Source organism: Porphyromonas sp. KLE 1280 (assembly GCF_000700805.1).
GTDB lineage: Bacteria > Bacteroidota > Bacteroidia > Bacteroidales > Porphyromonadaceae > Porphyromonas > Porphyromonas pasteri.
The window spans coordinates 128,797-146,062 of the sequence record NZ_KL362964.1 but is presented as its reverse complement, the minus strand read 5'-3'; the positions used below and the strand labels follow the sequence as shown (position 1 = coordinate 146,062).

Sequence of the window (17,266 nt, the reverse complement as noted above, 5' to 3'; positions counted from 1 at the left end):
CAAATGTAGCAACTTCCCCGCTGTCGAGCAAGCAACACCGCATCCATGAGCGACTTACATCTCACAGGAGGGCTCACCATACACCCACTTTCCCTACACCAAAAGTGAGCTATCCTGAGGCTGCTTCTCCGCGAATTCGGGGTATATACGATGCGAAGACAGTTTACCTTTATTTACTACATACTATTATACACGAACATATTTCCGCGAGAAAACAACATATCCATACATTTTCTCGTTGTAGTTAAGGTAGGAGAAGAAGCCCGTCTTACACTCCTTCCCTAAGTACAATTCATTTAACGGAACCATTACTGCGGAGCTGGATAGCTCGGTCTACCCTCCCTCCGCCTCATCATCAACTACAAGTAAAATGGCTACAAAACAATCAATTCGCCGACTCGGCATCCTATCTCTTCTCCTCTTCTCCTTTGCCTTAGTGCTCAGCTCTTGCGGTGGCAAGAGTGACCTGCCAGGCGGAGAATTCGGCGGCTTCGGCAGCGCAGACCTCAAGCAAGAGGTATCGATCAGTGCATCCGCTCCGATCAGTGTCCACTTCACAGCCAACACCCAAGGGGGATCTGACATCTACCGTGACGGCAAGCTCGTTGCTCAGACGATCTACAACTCCGAGTGGAGGGACCCCATTGCAAAGTCCTATCGCACGACCTTCACCCACAAGGGTTCGGGGCTATATGTCGGCATTATCGTACACAGACCCGATAATAGTAATGGTCCTGCATCCATCAAGGTAAAGACGAGCGTGAAGCTGTATAGAGGGAATAAGTACCTCAAGACCTACGAGAAGGAAGTAACACTTACCTCGGATCCTTCACACTCATCATCAAATGAACTTTACAAAGTCGAGGCTAACGGTAACTAGCCAAACGATCCCAACTTAGGAGGGGCACGCTCTCTGGCACATAGTCCCTCAGGCAAGATCCCACTTGATACCGCTCCATCCGAGGGTGCATCAAGTGGGATCTTCTCTTTTCGAGGAAGTGGCTTTGCCGAGCACTCTTCTCACCGAATGAAGTACTATATAATAGGTAGTCAGCTATCGGACCTTCGCCGACCGCCCGCGTAGAGGCGGGAGATGAGGCGAGCTTTGACTAACTTTGTAAGCGTAATTCAAAAAGACAGAGACAATGGATAATACAAGAATGAGCCGAATCAATCGACTCATCCAAAAGGAGGTCAGCGACCTCTTCCGCATACAGACCCAGAGCATCCCCGGCACACTGATCACCGTGACATCGGTGACCGTGAGCCCCGACCTCAGCATCGCTCGTGTACGCCTGAGCATCTTCCCCTCGGAGAAGGCCGAAGAGCTGCTTGAGTCAATTCGCTCCAGCGCAAAGACCATCCGCTATGACCTCGGCCTGCGCGTAGGTAAGCAGCTGCGTAAGCTCCCCGAGCTGACCTTCTTCATCGATGACTCACTCGACTACCTCGAGCGCATCGATAGCCTCCTCGGGCTGAACGACAAGTAACGACCTCCACACTCCCCGCCCCTCGTCCGTGCTCAGCTTCCGCATAGCCCTCCGCTACCTCTTCAGCCGCACCCGCCTGCATGCAGTGAACTATGTGACGGCACTCTCTGCCGTCGCCATCGCTGTCGTCGCTATGGCGCTGGTGGCTGTCGTCGGCGTGTACAATGGCTATGTGGCGATGATCCTCGGAGCTACAAAGCAGGTCGATGCCGACATCGTCCTAAGAGACACCGAGGGCGGAGTCTTCGACCTGAAGAAGTTCCCCGACTACCGCACCAAGCTCACGAAGGCTGGTGCCGAAGCGATTGCCCTACGCCTGGAGAGCAAGGGACTCCTACGTGTAGGGGAGCAGCAGTGGGTCGTGGATGCCGTCGGGGTGGACTCGGCCTTTGCCTCCGTCTACCCGATGGGGCGTGCAGCTGATGTGCCTGAGCTCCACTCGGCGACGACCCTCGTAGACGCCGAAGGTGCACCCATCACCCCCATCCAGCTCGGCGCAGCGATTCAGCTCCCGCAGGATAGTAGCCGCACCGAGCACAATGGTCCCGCTGCCGAAGTCCTCTTCCCCAAGCGCCTCGGCTTCACCAATCCCTTAGCCCCTGCCTCGTCCTTCCAGAGCCTCGAGGCACGGGTCATCGGGCAGTATCAGCCCACGAGCCAAGAGACGGATGCTGCGATCTACCTCCCCTTAGCTGACCTGCAGGACGTACTCGACTATGAGGAGAGCGAAGTATCGGCTCTCGGCATCCACCTCCGCTCAGGCGTCAAGACCTCCGAATTCAAGCAGCAGGTGAAGGCACTCTACGGCGACCGCCTCACCGCCCTCGACCGCGAAGAGCAGCACCCAGACCTCTCCTACCTCATCCGTATGGAGAAGGTCATGACCTATCTCATCCTACTCTTCATCCTCCTCCTGGCGGCCTTCAACGTCGCCAGCTCGCTGGCTATGCTCCTCATCGAGAAGCAGGACGACAGCCGTATCTTCACCGCCCTCGGTGCACCACCCAGCTTCACGCAGCAGGTCTTCCGCCGTGTGGGCCTACTGATCGCCCTCACGGGGACCAGCGTCGGCATGCTCCTCGGCTGGATACTCTGCCTCCTGCAGGCACGCTTCGGCATCATCCGCTCTGGTAGCGGTATCGAAGCGATGGCGCTCCCCGTGGATGTACGCCCGCTGGATATGCTCCTCATCTTCGTCTCGGTGACGGCGCTCTCCTTCCTCATCTCCCTCTACCCCACCCGCTTCTTCCACCGCGGTTAGGCGCATTCCGCCCCATCGTCTTCACCTCTCCCCTATACATTATTATATATAGGGCGGTATACTGTGCTCATGAATGCGGGGAAGGAGGGTGAAGTGAAAAGCAAAAGATTTGCCACGATACCGAGGGATAACACACGATTTTCACCAGCTATTTTGCCTTTCACACCACTATTTACACATAGCAGAAAAGCCGTGTAGATGCGCTTCTTTCCTAAGAAATTAAAAGAAGCTACTACATTTGTCAAGGTAAAAATCATTGCATATATTTGCTGTGAAATCAAGGCTCCCACACGAGCCGTACACGCAAAACTATTAGATCGATCAGTTATGAAATCCGCTGAGATTTTGGCCTCGCTCGAGGCAAAGCACCCTGGGGAAAAGGAATTCCTCCAGGCTGTGAAGGAAGTTCTTCTCTCTGTAGAAGAAGTCTACAACCAGCACCCCGAGTTTGAAAAGGCAGCTATCATGGAACGCCTCGTAGAGCCCGACCGTATCATCACCTTCCGTGTACCTTGGATCGACGATGCAGGTAAAGTCCATGTAAACATTGGCTACCGCGTACAGTTCAACAACGCTATCGGCCCATACAAGGGTGGTATCCGCTTCCATCCCTCTGTCAACCTCTCTATCCTGAAGTTCCTCGGCTTCGAACAGACCTTCAAGAATGCACTCACCACGTTGCCTATGGGCGGTGGTAAGGGCGGTGCAGACTTCTCTCCTAAGGGTAAGAGCGACCGCGAAATCATGACTTTCTGCCAGAGCTTCATGCGCGAGCTGTGGCGCCACATCGGCCCTGACACCGACGTACCCGCAGGGGACATCGGCGTAGGTGGTCGCGAAGTCGCCTATATGTACGGTCAGTACAAGCGCCTTGCTAACGAGCACACGGGTACGATGACTGGTAAGGGCTTCACCTTCGGTGGCTCTCGCCTGCGTCCCGAATCTACGGGCTTCGGTGCTGTCTACTTCGTACAGCACATCTGCAAGCAGCACAACATCGACCTCAAGGGCAAGACGGTAGCTATCTCCGGCTTCGGTAACGTAGCTTGGGGTGTAGCTCAGAAGGCTACGGAGCTCGGTGCTAAGGTCGTCACCATCTCTGGTCCTGACGGCTACGTCTACGACCCAGACGGTATCAACACCCCCGAGAAGTTCCAGGCGCTGCTCGACCTCCGCTCCAGCGGTAACGACGTCGTCTCTGACTACGCTAAGAAGTTCCCCAACGCTCAGTTCTTCGCTGGCAAGAAGCCTTGGGAGCAGAAGGTAGACATCGCTATGCCTTGCGCTACGCAGAACGAAATGAACGAAGAGGATGCTAAGATGCTCCACGCTAACGGCGTAACCATCGTAGCTGAAACGTCGAACATGGGTTGTACGGCCGAAGCTGCTGAGTACTTCGTAGAAAAGAAGATGCTCTTCGCTCCTGGTAAGGCTGTCAACGCTGGTGGTGTAGCTACCTCTGGTCTCGAAATGACTCAGAACGCTATGCACCTCTATTGGACCAACGAAGAAGTCGATGCTAAGCTCCACCAGATCATGAGCGACATCCACGAGCAGTGCGTGGCTCATGGCCGTGAAGGAGACTACATCAACTACGTCAAGGGTGCTAACGTTGCTGGCTTCCTCAAGGTAGCTCAGGCAATGCTCGAGCAGGGCGTCATCTAAGAAGCGACCCTTCCCTCAAGTTTCATAAGGCTTACAGCCCGCATTCCCCACGCTCGGGGAATGCGGGCTGAGCCTTTTTTATAGCCCCAGCGAACGGCCGAGAGGAGGGAGCTGAGAGGCGAGACTGATGCTTGGGCGGAAGAATGGCTTATCTTTGCGAGCAAACGGGAGCGCCGATGCTTCCATATCGCTTGCACAAGTCCTATGGCATATACTACCCTACTTCGCTGCACCCTCGTCGCAGCAGCCCTCAGCGCAGGCAACGCCTTCGCCAGCCCCACGACGGTGGCACCGCGGGCTAAGACGACGACCTCCGTAGACCAGGCTTACCGCGAGAGCCTCACCTATTTCTTCGATCGCCCCGCCACGAGCATGATGGAGGCACTCCCCCTCGGCAATGGCCGTCTGGGGATGCTCTCCGATGGTGGCGTACAGCATCAGAGGATCACCCTCAACGAAAGCTCTATGTGGAGCGGCTCGGTCGACTCCACGGCTTGGAACGTCGAGGCCTACAAGCAACTCCCCGCTATCCGTAAGCTCCTCCTTGCTGGGCGTGCTAAGGAAGCCGAAGACCTCATCTATCGCACCTTCGTCTGCGGTGGCGTAGGGAGCGGACGCGGACAAGGAGCGAACACCCCCTACGGTAGCTACCAAGTCGGCGGCTTCCTTCACCTCAATTGGGACAAGGCTCCCGAGCTCAGCGGCTACTACCGAGGGCTGAGCCTCAGCGAAGGCGTCAGCAGAGAGAGCCTCGTCGTCGACGGGCAAGCCTATCGCACGAAGCGTCTATACAGCGTCCTCGGCCGTGAGATGCAGGTCGTACACCTGACGAACCACAGCGAAGAGGCACGTCGTGACACGCTGCGCCTCTCCCTCTCACGCCCCGAGAACGGGCACCCCGCAGCCGAAGCAGGCTTCCTGACGCTCTCGGGTCAGCTCCCCGACGGTAAGGGCGGTCGTGGCTTGAGCTACGCCATCGTCGTGCGCCCCGTCCTGCCTCAGGGCGGTACGCTCATCACCCGTGGCGATGAGCTACTCGTGGTCAATGCCCCCACGATCGAGCTCTATATCGCGCACAACACCAACTACTACGACAAGCGCCTGCCCGTCATGGCACGCAGCATCGAACAGACGCTCCAAGCGAAAGCCGTGGGCGAAGCCAACCTCTTCGCTGAGCACGTACAGCGCTTCACCGAACAGATGGACCGCGTACAGGCTCGCTTCCTCGGCTCCGACCCAGCATGCTCATCGCTGCCTATCCAGCGCCGTCTCATCGCTTACTACGAGCACCCTGAGCGTGACCCTGCACTGGCCGCCCTCTATATGCAGCTGGGCCGCTACCTCCTGATCTCCAGCACACGCCCTGGCGCTCTGCCCCCCAACCTGCAGGGGATATGGACCGAAACCATCCAAGCTCCTTGGAACGGGGACTACCACCTGAACATCAACCTACAGATGAACTACTGGCCTGCCGAGAAGGGCGCACTCCCCGAGACCGTCGGGGCGCTCACGGACTGGGTTGAGAGCATCGTACCCTCGGGTGAGCGTACAGCACGCACCTTCTACCGTGCTAAGGGCTGGGTCACGCACGTCCTCGGCAACATATGGCAGTTCACTGCCCCTGGCGAGCATCCCAGCTGGGGCGCTACGAATACCTCCGCCGCTTGGCTCTGTGAGCACCTCTACAATCACTATCGCTACAGCCAAGACCGTGCTTACCTGCAGCGCATCTACCCCGTGATGCAGGGAGCTGCACGCTTCTTCCTCACGACGCTGGTCAAGGACCCCAAGAGCGGCTACCTCGTCAACGTCCCCACGACCTCACCTGAGAACAGCTACTACACGCCCCAAGGCAAGGCTGTCGCCGTAGCAGCAGGCTCGACGATGGACAATCAGATCCTGCGCGAGCTCTTCTCCACGACGCGCGAGGCAGCGATGTCCCTCGGTCGTGATCGCACCTTCGTCGACAGTCTCTCCACGGCACTGCGCCAGCTCAAGCCCACTACCCTCGGCCCTGACGGGCGTATCATGGAGTGGATGGAGGACTACAAGGAGGTCGAGCCACACCACCGCCATGTATCGCATCTCTACGGGCTCTTCCCTGGGAGCGAGATCACGCCACACGGCACGCCCGAGCTGGCTGAAGGCGCGAAGAAGACGCTCATCGCACGTGGCTCAAGCAGCACCAGTTGGTCCATGGGCTGGAAGGTAAACTTCCACGCACGACTGGGCGATGCTGAGGGTGCTTATGAGGTGCTGAACATGCTCCTCCGCCCCGTAGATGCCATTGACCCCAAGACGAATAAACCCTACGGCAGTGGTACAGAGCCCAACCTCTTCAGCTCACATCCGCCTTTCCAGATCGACGGGAACTTCGGTGGCTCATCGGGCATCATGGAGATGCTCCTCAGCAGTGAGACGGGCTGCATCATCCCGCTGCCGGCACTGCCCAAGGCATGGAAGGCCGGTAGCATCCAAGGCCTGCGCGTCATCGGTAATGCCACCTGCTCACTCAGCTGGTCAGCTGGCGAGCTCGACCGCTTAGTCCTCGAAGCACACCACGCCTATCGCCACACGCTCCTTCTGCCTGGCGAAGGTCGTGGCTACACGCTCCGCCTCAACGGCCGTCTCTTAGACGCGAAGTCACTCCTCCACCAAGGTCGCCTGCGCCTGCCCCAGATGCAGGCTGGCGATCGTCTGGAGGTCGTGAAGAAGGCCTAAGGCATACACAAGCCTCCCTATCACAGGCTCTCCCAAAAAGAGTCACACAAGTAAGGGGCACGAACCGACTGCGGTTCGTGCCCCTTACTTATTGGTCTGCTCATCGCTCCTACCGAGGAGCCTTGACGAACCTATATTGGTTGGCGGGCTGACCTATATTGGTCCGAGAGTGAACCTATACTGGTCGATTCAGCGACCTATATAGGTCAGCCCGCCGACCAATATAGGTTCGCACCACCCTCTACGATGAAGATGGGAGTACGGGGTATGGAAAGCCTCACGTAGTGGCTACGGGAGCGACTTAGAGCCTACAGCACAAGGTAGCTGTCCGAGATGTAGCTATTTGCTTCTTTAGCCGTATCTTTGTAGCCACTAGATAAGCGTAATAAAGCCTATGATCATCAAGTCTGCAGAGTTTGTCATCAGCAATAGTCGTGTGGAGAAGTGCCCGACGACGGGACTCCCCGAATACGCCTTCATCGGGCGCTCCAATGTCGGGAAGTCTTCGCTCATCAATATGCTCACCGCACGCAAGGGGCTGGCTATGACCTCGCAGAAGCCTGGGAAGACGCAGCTCATCAACCACTTCATCATCAACGATGTATGGTACCTCGTCGACCTCCCCGGCTACGGCTATGCCCGCCTCGGCAAGGACAGCCGTGATAGCCTCAGACGCATGATCGAGGACTACGTACTGGAGCGCAAGGAGCTGGTACTGCTCTTCGTACTCCTTGACTGCCGACACGATCCTCAGAAGATCGACCTGGAGTTCATCCAATGGCTGGGCGAGGAAGGCGTCCCCTTCGCTCTGGTCTTCACAAAGGCCGACAAGCTCAGCAAGGGCCGTCTCGCAGCCAACGTCGAGGCCTACAAGGCCAAGCTTCACGAAGAGTGGGAGGAACTCCCCCCGATCTTCGTCACCTCCTCAGAGGAGCGTATGGGGCGTGACGAGCTCCTCGGCTACATCGAAGAGATCAACACTACATTATAATAGACTCCACAAAGTAAGACAATGAAAGGAACCATTCTCGTCACTGGCGGTACCGGCTATATCGGCTCTCACACCACCGTCGAACTGATCCAGGCTGGCTATCAGGTCGTCAGCATTGACAACCTGTCGAACTCCAATATCGAGGTCCTTGATGGCATCGAAGCGATCACCGGCATTCGCCCCATCTTCTACGAAGCTGACTGCAATGACGAAGCAGCTATCGAGCGCATCTTCACGGCTCACCCCTCGATCCAGGGCGTGATCCACTTCGCTGCGAGCAAGGCTGTCGGCGAATCCGTACAGAAGCCTCTGCTCTACTACAAGAATAACTTGCTCTCACTGATCGTCCTCCTCGAGGCTATGCAGCGCCACGGCACCAAGGGGATCGTCTTCTCCTCGTCATGCACCGTCTACGGCCAGCCCGAGATCCTGCCCGTCACCGAGGAAGCTCCTATCCAAGTAGCCCTCTCGCCCTACGGCAACACGAAGCAGATCAATGAAGAGATCCTCAACGATGTAGTCTATGCTGGTGTACCCTACAAGGTCATACGCCTGCGCTACTTCAACCCCATCGGTGCTCACCCCTCTGCACTCATCGGTGAGCTCCCCAATGGTGTGCCTCAGAACCTCATCCCCTACCTGACGCAGACCGCCGCTGGTATCCGTCAGCAGCTCAGCGTCTTCGGTGATGACTACAACACCCCCGACGGCTCTTGCATCCGCGACTACATCAATGTCGTCGACCTGGCTAAGGCCCACGTCATCGCTATCGAGCGTATGCTGGACGACTCCAAGGGCAGCGAGCCTCTGGAGAGCTTCAACATCGGTACCGGCCGTGGCGTCAGCGTGCTGGAGCTCATCCGCACCTTCGAGGCTGTCACGGGCGTGAAGGTCCCCCACAAGATCGTCGGCCGCCGCGAAGGCGACATCGAGAAGGTCTGGGCTGACCCGACGAAGGCCAACACCATCCTCGGCTGGGAAGCTAAGGAATCCCTCGCCGACACGCTCCGCTCTGCTTGGGCTTGGCAGGAGCGCCTCATTGAGAAGAATAAGTAATATACCGCATCATGCGCGCCGAGGGGTAGGACTTTTATCCGTCCTACCCCTTCGTATGGTGCTTAGATAGAAAGAATATAGATGGAGAAGAACTTCAAGCGTACCCTCATCACCGCCGCCCTGCCTTATGCGAACGGCCCCGTACACATCGGCCACCTGGCGGGTGTGTACATCCCCTCTGATATCTATGCCCGCTACCTGCGCCTCCGTGGAGAGGAGGTGCTCTTCGTCTGTGGTAGCGACGAGCATGGTGTACCCATCGCGATCAAGGCTAAGAAGGAAGGCGTGACCCCACAGGATATCGTCGACCGCTACGACGGGATCATCCGCAAGTCATTCGCTGACTTCGGTATCACCTTCGATACCTACGGCCGTACGACGAGCGCCACGCACCGTGAGCTTGCCTCTTCGATCTTCCGAACCATCTACGACAAGGGCGGCTTCATCGAAGAAGAGAGCGAGCAGTACTACGACCCCGAGGCCAAGCAGTTCCTCGCGGACCGCTACATCACGGGTACCTGCCCTCGCTGTCAGAATGAGCGCGCCTATGGTGACCAGTGTGAGTCCTGTGGCTCGACGCTGAACCCCACCGACCTCATCCACCCCAAGAGCGCTATCTCCGGCGCTACGCCTGAGCTCCGCAAGACAAAGCATTGGTATCTGCCCCTCGACAAGCACGAGCCCTTCCTCAAGCAGTGGATCCTCGAGGACCACAAGGAGTGGAAGAGTAATGTCTACGGGCAGTGTAAGAGCTGGCTCGACGGAGGTCTGCAGCCCCGTGCTGTGAGCCGTGACCTCGACTGGGGCATCCCCGTACCCGTAGAGGGTGCCGAGGGCAAGGTGCTCTACGTGTGGTTCGATGCGCCTATCGGCTATATCTCCAATACGAAGGAGCTCCTGCCCGACAGCTGGGAGAAGTGGTGGAAGAGCGAAGACACGCGCCTCCTACACTTCATCGGTAAGGACAACATCGTCTTCCACTGCATCGTCTTCCCTGCGATGCTCCGTGCCGAAGGCTCCTACATCCTCCCCGAGAACGTCCCCGCCAATGAGTTCCTCAACCTCGAGGGCGACAAGATCTCCACGAGCCGCAACTGGGCCGTCTGGCTCAACGAATACCTCGAGGATCTGCCCGGTAAGCAGGACGTCCTACGCTACGTCCTCACGGCCAATGCCCCCGAGACGAAGGACAACGACTTCACGTGGCGTGACTTCCAGGCACGCAACAACAATGAGCTGGTAGCTGTCTTCGGTAACTTCGTGAACCGTGCCCTCGTCCTCACCTCGAAGTACTTCGACGGGAAGGTTCCCGCTCTCGGTGCACTGACCGACTTCGACCGCGAGACCCTCGCAGAGCTCTCCACCGTGCGTGCCGCCATCGAGCGTGAGCTGGACAACTTCCACTTCCGCGAAGCCCTCAAGGAAGCGATGAATCTGGCACGCCTGGGCAACAAGTACCTCGCCGACACCGAGCCTTGGAAGCTGGCGAAGACCGATATGGAGCGTGTCGCCACGATCCTCAATATCTCCCTGCAGATCACGGCTAACCTCGCTATCGCCTTCGCGCCCTTCCTCCCGATGAGCAGCGAGAAGCTCTGCAAGATGCTCGCCATCGACCTCCCCGCTTGGACCGACCTCGGCCGTAGCGACCTCATCGAAGCTGGGCACACGCTCGGCGAGGCCAGCCTCCTCTTCGAGAAGATCGAGGATGACGTCATCGAGGCTCAGATCCAGAAGCTGCAGGCGACAAAGGAAGCCAACGAGGCTGCCGAAGATCACGCTGCCCCCATCGCTGAGAATATCGACTTCGAGGACTTCCTCAAGCTCGACATCCGCGTGGGTACCGTCACCGAGTGCACGAAGGTGCCTAAGGCCGACAAGCTCCTGCAGTTCCGCATCGACGATGGTCTGGGTGGCCGCACGATCGTCTCAGGTATCGCTGAGCACTACGCTCCCGAGGAGCTGGTAGGCAAGCAGGTCTGCTTCATCGCCAACCTCCCTCCACGTAAGCTCCGTGGCATCGAGTCGCAGGGGATGATCCTCTCTGCAGCCGATCGCACGACGGGGCAGCTCCGCGTGATCACGCCTCAGAGCCCAATCACCCCTGGTAGCGAAGTCAAGTAAGGCTTCGCCCCTCCCCTGTTTATTCAGACCAAGAAACCACTTACATGAATAGCTCTCTCAAGACGAGTATCCTTAGCCCAGTGCGCTGGGCAGGGGTACTCGTCCTCTTCTTCCTCTTAGGCTCCGTAGCATGGGCACAGAAGACACCCCGTGTCACGCAGCACAAGCTCCGTATCCTCCACACCACAGACGTCCACGGGAATATCTTCCCCTATGACTTCCTCAATGACCGCCCAGGCACGGGGAGCATGTCACGTCTCTCGACGGTACTGCGCGAGATCCGTCGTACCGATCCCGAGACCCTGCTGCTGGACGCTGGTGACCTCCTGCAGGGTGAGCCCCCGACGTACTACTACAACTACGTCGACACCCTCTCGACGCACATCGTCTCCTCGGCGATGAACTACCTCGGCTACGATGCGGTCGCCATGGGCAACCACGACATCGAGCCTGGGCATAGCGTCTTCGACAAGTGGGGGCGCGAGTGTAAGTTCCCCCTCATCGCAGCGAACATCATCTCCGACAAGACGGGCGAGCCTTATTTCAAGCCCTATCACGTCTTCACCCGTGCTGGGCTCCGTGTAGCCGTCTTAGGCTTCACGACGCCTGCTATCCCGCAGTGGGTACCAGCCCATCTCTGGGAAGGCCTGCACTTTGACGATATCCTGACCTCAGCTGCGCACTGGGTACCCCTCATCCAGCAGCGCGAGAAGCCCGACCTCCTTGTAGTGCTGATGCACTCCGGGCTGGAGAATGACAACCCCGATTACCTCGAGAATGCTGGCCGTGCGCTGGCGAACAAGGGTATGGGTATTGACCTCCTGCTCATTGGCCACGACCACCGTCAGGAGATGGAGTGGATCCGCCCTGAGGGAAGCACGACGGACTCTGTCCTCCTCATCAATCCCGCTAACCACCTCGATCGTGTCGCGGACATCCAGATCACTGTGCGTAAGGAAGGTGGCCGCATCATCTCCAAGCAGCTTGTCCCCTCCTTCATCTCACTCGAGGGTGTAGAGCCAGACTCGGTCTTCCTCCGCCACTTCGCCCAGGAGTACGCTGCAGTGAACGACTATCTGGCTACTGAAGTCGGTGAGCTGGCCTGCGAGGTGCGTGGCGAAGATGCGCTCTTCGGTACGACACCCTATATGGATGTCATCCACCGTATGCAGCTCGAGTCAGTGAATGCAGAGATCTCCTTTGCCGCACCGCTGAAGACCTCTGCCGTCCTCCCCGCTGGCAAGGTCTATGTACGCGACCTCTTTAAGTTCTGTCCCTTCTCCAACTTCCTCTACGCTATGCAGCTCACGGGTCGTGAGATCCGTGGCTACCTCGAGCACTCCTATGCAGGCTGGGCAGCGACCTCCATCACCGAAGATGGCGGGCTCATCCGCCTGCGCACTGGAGCACAGCCGACGGACAAGTATAAGACCTTCGTACCGCCCTACAACTACAGCGCGGCGCAAGGCATCGACTACACCGTCGATCTCTCCAAGCCTGAGGGCGAGCGTGTGACAATACTTCGCCTCACGGGGCATAGCGAGCCCTTCGACCTCGACCGCACCTATCGTGTAGCCGTCAACTCCTACCGTGCTGGTGGTGCTGGTGGGATGCTCACCACGGGCTCTGGCATCGCGAAGGAAGACCTGCCGAAGCGTATCGTCGGTGCTACCTCGCACGACCAGTCCTATTACTTAGCAGAATTCTTCCGCCGTCACAAGGTCGTCCGCCCCGTAGACCCGAAGAACTGGCGCTTCCTCCCCGAGGACTGGGCAAAGGCCGCCGCAGAGCGTAGCCGTGCCTTCCTCTTCCCTAAGAAGTAAGCCTTATGCGCCTTGCCCCACTCCTTCTGCTCTTGGTACCTCTTGCGCTGGTACTCCTGCAGCTTCTCTTGAGATGGGGCCTTCAGCGCCGCTCGGAGCTTCTCCGCTCGGCACATACACATCGACCTCTACAGCGACAGGACGCACCTATCGCTGTAGAGGTCGATGTCGATTCGTCCCCACTCTTTGACAGCCCTGCTCCAAGAGAAGCCCTCCCCCACTACCTCGTCCTCGATACCGAGACGCAGGACATCCTCCACGAAGAGGAGGTGGGGATAGAGTTCGCACCCTCACCAATTATCCTACTCTCGTGGCAGGTGCTGGACGCTACAGGTACCTGCCTCTCCGAAGAGACGCACCTCATCCGTCGTAGCGCCTCCATAACAGAGGAGGCTACCGCCCTACACGGCATCACGACGAAGCAGATGGAGTGTGAGGGCGAGGAGCTACGCCCCGTGCTGGAGCGCTTGCTCCAAGCCGTGAGCGAGGCGAAAGTACTCGTCGCACACAACGTCCGCTTCCATCGCACCCTTGTCCTCTCAGAGCTGGAAGCCGTAGGGCTACCGACAGCTTCGCTGGAGGCACTACCCACCCTCTGCACGATGGAGCGCGGGCGAGTCTTAGGCTTCAAGCGCCGCGCTTCGGGCGAGGCTGCTTACCCCAAGCTCAGCGAACTCTTCGGCTACCTCTACCTACACCAGCCAGCCGTCCACGTGCGCTTCCGCCACAAGGGCCTGCGTGACGTCCGCCTCTGCGCGGCTTGCCTTAGGCAGCTCATCGTATAGCGCACTCCACGCATAGCTATAAATAGCGAGCGGGCACCCCACCGATGGAGGGGTGCCCGCTCGCTGTTTATGTGAATTGCTTCTTAGTCGAGCTCGCCTGCAGAGCGCTTCTTGAGGAAGTTCTTGTAGGCTGCCTTCGTCTGTGGAGCGAGGAAGATGAGGGCAATGATATTCGGGATGACCATCAGCCCTGTGACTGTGTCGGTGATCTCCCACACAAAGGTCACAGCGAAGATCGCCCCGACGAAGACCGAGCCGATGACCACTGCACGGAAGATATAGACCCCGACCTTACCGAAGAGCGAGCGGACATTCATCTCACCGAAGATATAGTTCCCGATGATTGTCGTAAAGGCAAAGAAAAAGATACTCACCTGCAGGAAGATGATACCCGCCTTACCAAAGACCATATCGAAGGCCTCCTGCGTGATCGCTGTCGACTCGAGCCCAGCCTGCTTATGCGCACCCGTCAGGAGGATGACCAGTGCCGTAGAGGTGCAGATGAGGAGCGTGATGAAGACTCCCGACATGGCTACGAAGCCCTGCATCGCAGGATCCTTCACCTCGGCCATAGCGTGAGCGTGGGGCGAGGTACCCATACCGGCTTCGTTGGAGAAGAGGCCGCGAGCGACCCCGTAGCGGATAGCATACTTCATCGCGATACCAGCAGCACCGCCAGCAGCAGCCTTCGTAGAGAAGGCTTCTCTAAAGACCTCAGCAAAGGCCTGGGGGATCTGGTCGAAATAGATGCACATGATGACGAGCGAACCCAAGATATAGGCGATAGCCATGAAGGGCACGACGAGCTCAGCGACCGTGGTGATGCGCTTCTGCCCCCCGACGATCACGATACCGACGATGAGTGCGATACCCACACCGACGACCCAAGGCTTGATATCAAAGGCCGTCGTCAGCGCGACCGTGATGGAGTTCGCCTGCACCATACTTCCCGTGAAGCCCACATAGGTAATGAAGGCAATCGAGAAGAAGAGCGCCAGCCACTTGAGCCCGAGACCTTCACGGATATAGAAGGCAGGCCCCCCGATGGCACCACCAGGACGGACCTCACGATACTTCTGTGCTAAGACGGCTTCGGAGAAGATCGTCCCCATGCCGAGGATGGCGGAGATCCACATCCAGAAGATCGATCCGACGCCGCCCATAGAGATAGCGGTGGCGATACCTGCCACGTTCCCCGTACCGACCTGGGCAGCTACGGCGGTGGCGAGAGCTTGGAAGGAGTTGACCTTGGACTTACCCTCCTCGCCCTTCTTCCGCTGCATAGCAGGGCCGAAGGCATACTTCATCGCTAGATTGAAGTGGCGGATCTGAGGGAAGCCGAGGTAGATGGTGTAGAAGATGCCGACGCCGAGGAGGGCGTACATCAGGAAGCTGTTCCAAAGAATCCCGTTGAACTCTTTGACGAACCCTAATACATCCATGTGCTGTGAGTTTTGTGAGTTAGTGTTAGAGGTATTGTAAATTGTAGCTTAGACCTAAGGAGTAGATGCGTAGGGCTCAGGGCACCTACACGTAGAAGTGGATGCTCCTATCAGGGGTATCGATCGGGAAAAGAGCCGAATACTTGAGCTATTCATGCGCATCATAGGGGCGCTCCTCTTGGTATTATAGAGGGGCAAGCCATACGTCCACGGGCGAAGTGTCCATGGACTTCGCCTACAAAGGTATAAATAGTGCTGGAAGAAATAAGGGGCTTAGCCCTTGCGACCGTAGTCAGCGGGGATCTCGCCCCAGCGGACGGTATCCCACTTATATAAGGGTGTCGTGTAGGTATGTGTCTGGAGCCAGCGCTCAGCACGCTCGATGAGGTCGAAGAGCGGAGCCGTCTCAGCCGTGCGCTCCAGAAGGGTCTTGCAGCGCTTCTTGCGCACCCACCCGAGGGCCGTCTGGCTATCGGAGTAGATGACGAGCTGCGAGAGCCCCTGCTTCTCGATGAGTGCTAGCGCATGCACGATGGCGAGGAACTCCCCGATGTTATTCGTTCCCTTGGGGAAGGGCCCCATCTCGAAGATGACCCGACGCGAGGGCAGGTACACGCCGCGGTACTCCATCACACCTGGATTGCCCGAGCAGGCAGCATCGACAGCGAGCGCCTCCTCGATGGGAGCTTCTGTGCTACTCTCCATCCCCGAGGGGGCACGGTGGCGACGGGAGAAGCCCTGAAAGCCCTCTTCATAGGCTCGCAGAGCCTCACTACGGCTCTCGAAGGACTTGAAGAGGGCCTTGGGATAGCCCTGCGTCTGACGCTGACATTCCGCCCAGGTCTCATAGACCCCTGGCTCATGTCCCGCCCAGACGACGTACCACTTTTGTTGCTTTGCCATCGGCTTACTTACTCTTGGATGAAGTAGTTTACTGCCGTCTCCTGTCGTGGGAGCGGTGCCCAAAAGTACAACAATCCCCCGTGCTACCGCTCCAGCACCGTAAGAGCAGCATTAACCGAGGGCATTCAAGAGCCTCAAAGACAAGAGTAAGAGGGAGGCTCACATACCGAGCGAGGAAGTGCCCTCGTTTTAATGGTACACGTGTCTCCCGCTCCAGCCTTCGCTCTGCTCGGGCATTTAGGGAGCGTAAGACACTTCACTGCTAACAAGACACCACACATGAAGAAGATGATCTTCACCGCTGCCCTCCTCTTCAGCTCGATGAGCATCGGGGCACAGGCGCAGTCCGTCGAGAGCCAAGCACTCACGACCATCAGCACACAGCACGAGGAGCCTACTGTAGAGCTCACCGAAGCTCCCGTCGGCACGGAGAGCGACTACCTCATGAGCTTCGCCGAGGCCGCACCACGTCGCCGAGGCTATTATGGTGGCGGCTCAGCCCCCTACTACTCCGGGACGCTGGAGCTGGGCTTTACCTCCGCTGAGCGTCTCGGGCGTATGGAGCTACTCGGCTCCTTCGGTACGCTCGTCAGCGCCACGATCTTCCTCGGCGGGGGCTTGGGCTTCAACGGCTACTTCTCTCACAAGCACCGCGACGCCTTCTGGATGCTTCCCCTCTTTGTGAACTTCCGTGCGACGCTCCCCACGAACTCCGTCGTCAAGCCCTTCCTCGACATCAAGCCTGGGTACTCCATCGGCCTTACTCACTCGGGGCTGCACGGCTTCTACTTCGCACTCTCAGGGGGTATCGTCGTCAACCGCTTCATGATCAGCCTGGGCTACGCTTATCAGGAGTTCAACTCCAGCCGCTACTTCGACAAGTATTGGGGTAGCTCAGGCGGGGTATCTCTCAAGTTCGGTATTCTCTTCTAAGGCGCTCACAGCGTGAGTCTGGGCGGGCTAACTCACGAATATTTCGTATGTTTGCCCGCGAATAAAAGCAAA

General features: G+C 58.0%; 13 protein-coding genes. 11 read left to right on the top strand and 2 right to left on the bottom strand.

The window, feature by feature from the left end:
* Positions 1-370 precede the first annotated feature (370 nt).
* The 10 genes from HMPREF1121_RS05855 to HMPREF1121_RS05810 all read left to right on the top strand — a co-directional run bounded on the left by HMPREF1121_RS05855 (position 371) and on the right by HMPREF1121_RS05810 (position 13,916).
* A complete protein-coding gene (locus tag HMPREF1121_RS05855; protein ID WP_156946060.1) occupies positions 371-880 on the top strand; it encodes a hypothetical protein in 510 nt (169 codons plus the stop codon).
* 265 nt (positions 881-1,145) lie between these two features.
* A complete protein-coding gene (gene rbfA / locus HMPREF1121_RS05850) occupies positions 1,146-1,490 on the top strand; it encodes a 30S ribosome-binding factor RbfA (protein WP_044115296.1) in 345 nt (114 codons plus the stop codon).
* Positions 1,491-1,518: 28 nt separating this feature from the next.
* Positions 1,519-2,751 (top strand): ABC transporter permease, encoded by a 1,233-nt coding sequence (locus tag HMPREF1121_RS05845; RefSeq protein WP_044115294.1) that lies wholly within the window; start codon positions 1,519-1,521, stop codon positions 2,749-2,751.
* Between the two features lie 327 nt (positions 2,752-3,078).
* The gene (gdhA, locus tag HMPREF1121_RS05840) at positions 3,079-4,416 is read left to right on the top strand and encodes an NADP-specific glutamate dehydrogenase (RefSeq protein ID WP_044115292.1); all 1,338 of its coding nucleotides are present in this window, start codon (positions 3,079-3,081) and stop codon (positions 4,414-4,416) included.
* A gap of 204 nt (positions 4,417-4,620) precedes the next feature.
* Complete coding sequence (locus HMPREF1121_RS05835) at positions 4,621-7,137, top strand: glycosyl hydrolase family 95 catalytic domain-containing protein (protein ID WP_052353620.1); 2,517 nt, start codon at positions 4,621-4,623, stop codon at positions 7,135-7,137.
* A 394-nt stretch (positions 7,138-7,531) separates the two neighbouring features.
* Positions 7,532-8,128 carry a ribosome biogenesis GTP-binding protein YihA/YsxC gene (yihA, locus tag HMPREF1121_RS05830; RefSeq protein WP_044115291.1) on the top strand — a complete coding sequence of 199 codons (597 nt, stop codon included), beginning with the start codon at positions 7,532-7,534 and terminating at the stop codon, positions 8,126-8,128.
* Positions 8,129-8,149: 21 nt separating this feature from the next.
* The gene (gene galE / locus HMPREF1121_RS05825) at positions 8,150-9,184 is read left to right on the top strand and encodes a UDP-glucose 4-epimerase GalE (protein WP_044115290.1); all 1,035 of its coding nucleotides are present in this window, start codon (positions 8,150-8,152) and stop codon (positions 9,182-9,184) included.
* 81 nt (positions 9,185-9,265) lie between these two features.
* Positions 9,266-11,308 (top strand): methionine--tRNA ligase, encoded by a 2,043-nt coding sequence (metG, locus tag HMPREF1121_RS05820; protein WP_044115289.1) that lies wholly within the window; start codon positions 9,266-9,268, stop codon positions 11,306-11,308.
* Positions 11,309-11,352: 44 nt separating this feature from the next.
* The gene (locus tag HMPREF1121_RS05815) at positions 11,353-13,131 is read left to right on the top strand and encodes a bifunctional metallophosphatase/5'-nucleotidase (RefSeq protein WP_052353619.1); all 1,779 of its coding nucleotides are present in this window, start codon (positions 11,353-11,355) and stop codon (positions 13,129-13,131) included.
* Between the two features lie 5 nt (positions 13,132-13,136).
* On the top strand, positions 13,137-13,916 hold the full coding sequence (locus HMPREF1121_RS05810; protein WP_044115287.1) for a 3'-5' exonuclease: 780 nt from the start codon (positions 13,137-13,139) through the stop codon (positions 13,914-13,916).
* A gap of 83 nt (positions 13,917-13,999) precedes the next feature.
* Here the strand turns inward: HMPREF1121_RS05810 and HMPREF1121_RS05805 are convergent, their stop codons facing one another.
* Both HMPREF1121_RS05805 and HMPREF1121_RS05800 read right to left on the bottom strand, forming a co-directional pair.
* A complete protein-coding gene (locus tag HMPREF1121_RS05805; protein WP_044115286.1) occupies positions 14,000-15,358 on the bottom strand; it encodes an alanine/glycine:cation symporter family protein in 1,359 nt (452 codons plus the stop codon).
* Positions 15,359-15,631: 273 nt separating this feature from the next.
* Positions 15,632-16,261, bottom strand: coding sequence for a ribonuclease H1 domain-containing protein (locus tag HMPREF1121_RS05800; RefSeq protein WP_044115284.1), 630 nt, complete (start codon positions 16,259-16,261; stop codon positions 15,632-15,634).
* A 279-nt stretch (positions 16,262-16,540) separates the two neighbouring features.
* On the opposite strand from HMPREF1121_RS05800, the gene HMPREF1121_RS05795 reads away from it, so the two are divergent.
* Positions 16,541-17,194, top strand: a complete 654-nt coding sequence (locus HMPREF1121_RS05795; RefSeq protein ID WP_044115283.1) for a hypothetical protein — start codon at positions 16,541-16,543, stop codon at positions 17,192-17,194.
* Positions 17,195-17,266 lie beyond the last annotated feature (72 nt).

Bases quoted from the DNA above. Each gene is read 5' to 3' on its own strand.
- metG (WP_044115289.1), top strand. From the start codon at position 9,266: ATGGAGAAGAACTTCAAGCGTACCCTCATCACCGCCGCCCTGCCTTAT.
- HMPREF1121_RS05805 (WP_044115286.1), bottom strand. From the start codon at position 15,358: ATGGATGTATTAGGGTTCGTCAAAGAGTTCAACGGGATTCTTTGGAAC.
- gdhA (WP_044115292.1), top strand. From the start codon at position 3,079: ATGAAATCCGCTGAGATTTTGGCCTCGCTCGAGGCAAAGCACCCTGGG.
- galE (WP_044115290.1), top strand. From the start codon at position 8,150: ATGAAAGGAACCATTCTCGTCACTGGCGGTACCGGCTATATCGGCTCT.
- yihA (WP_044115291.1), top strand. From the start codon at position 7,532: ATGATCATCAAGTCTGCAGAGTTTGTCATCAGCAATAGTCGTGTGGAG.
- HMPREF1121_RS05795 (WP_044115283.1), top strand. From the start codon at position 16,541: ATGAAGAAGATGATCTTCACCGCTGCCCTCCTCTTCAGCTCGATGAGC.
- rbfA (WP_044115296.1), top strand. From the start codon at position 1,146: ATGGATAATACAAGAATGAGCCGAATCAATCGACTCATCCAAAAGGAG.
- HMPREF1121_RS05810 (WP_044115287.1), top strand. From the start codon at position 13,137: ATGCGCCTTGCCCCACTCCTTCTGCTCTTGGTACCTCTTGCGCTGGTA.
- HMPREF1121_RS05855 (WP_156946060.1), top strand. From the start codon at position 371: ATGGCTACAAAACAATCAATTCGCCGACTCGGCATCCTATCTCTTCTC.
- HMPREF1121_RS05835 (WP_052353620.1), top strand. From the start codon at position 4,621: ATGGCATATACTACCCTACTTCGCTGCACCCTCGTCGCAGCAGCCCTC.
- HMPREF1121_RS05800 (WP_044115284.1), bottom strand. From the start codon at position 16,261: ATGGCAAAGCAACAAAAGTGGTACGTCGTCTGGGCGGGACATGAGCCA.
- HMPREF1121_RS05815 (WP_052353619.1), top strand. From the start codon at position 11,353: ATGAATAGCTCTCTCAAGACGAGTATCCTTAGCCCAGTGCGCTGGGCA.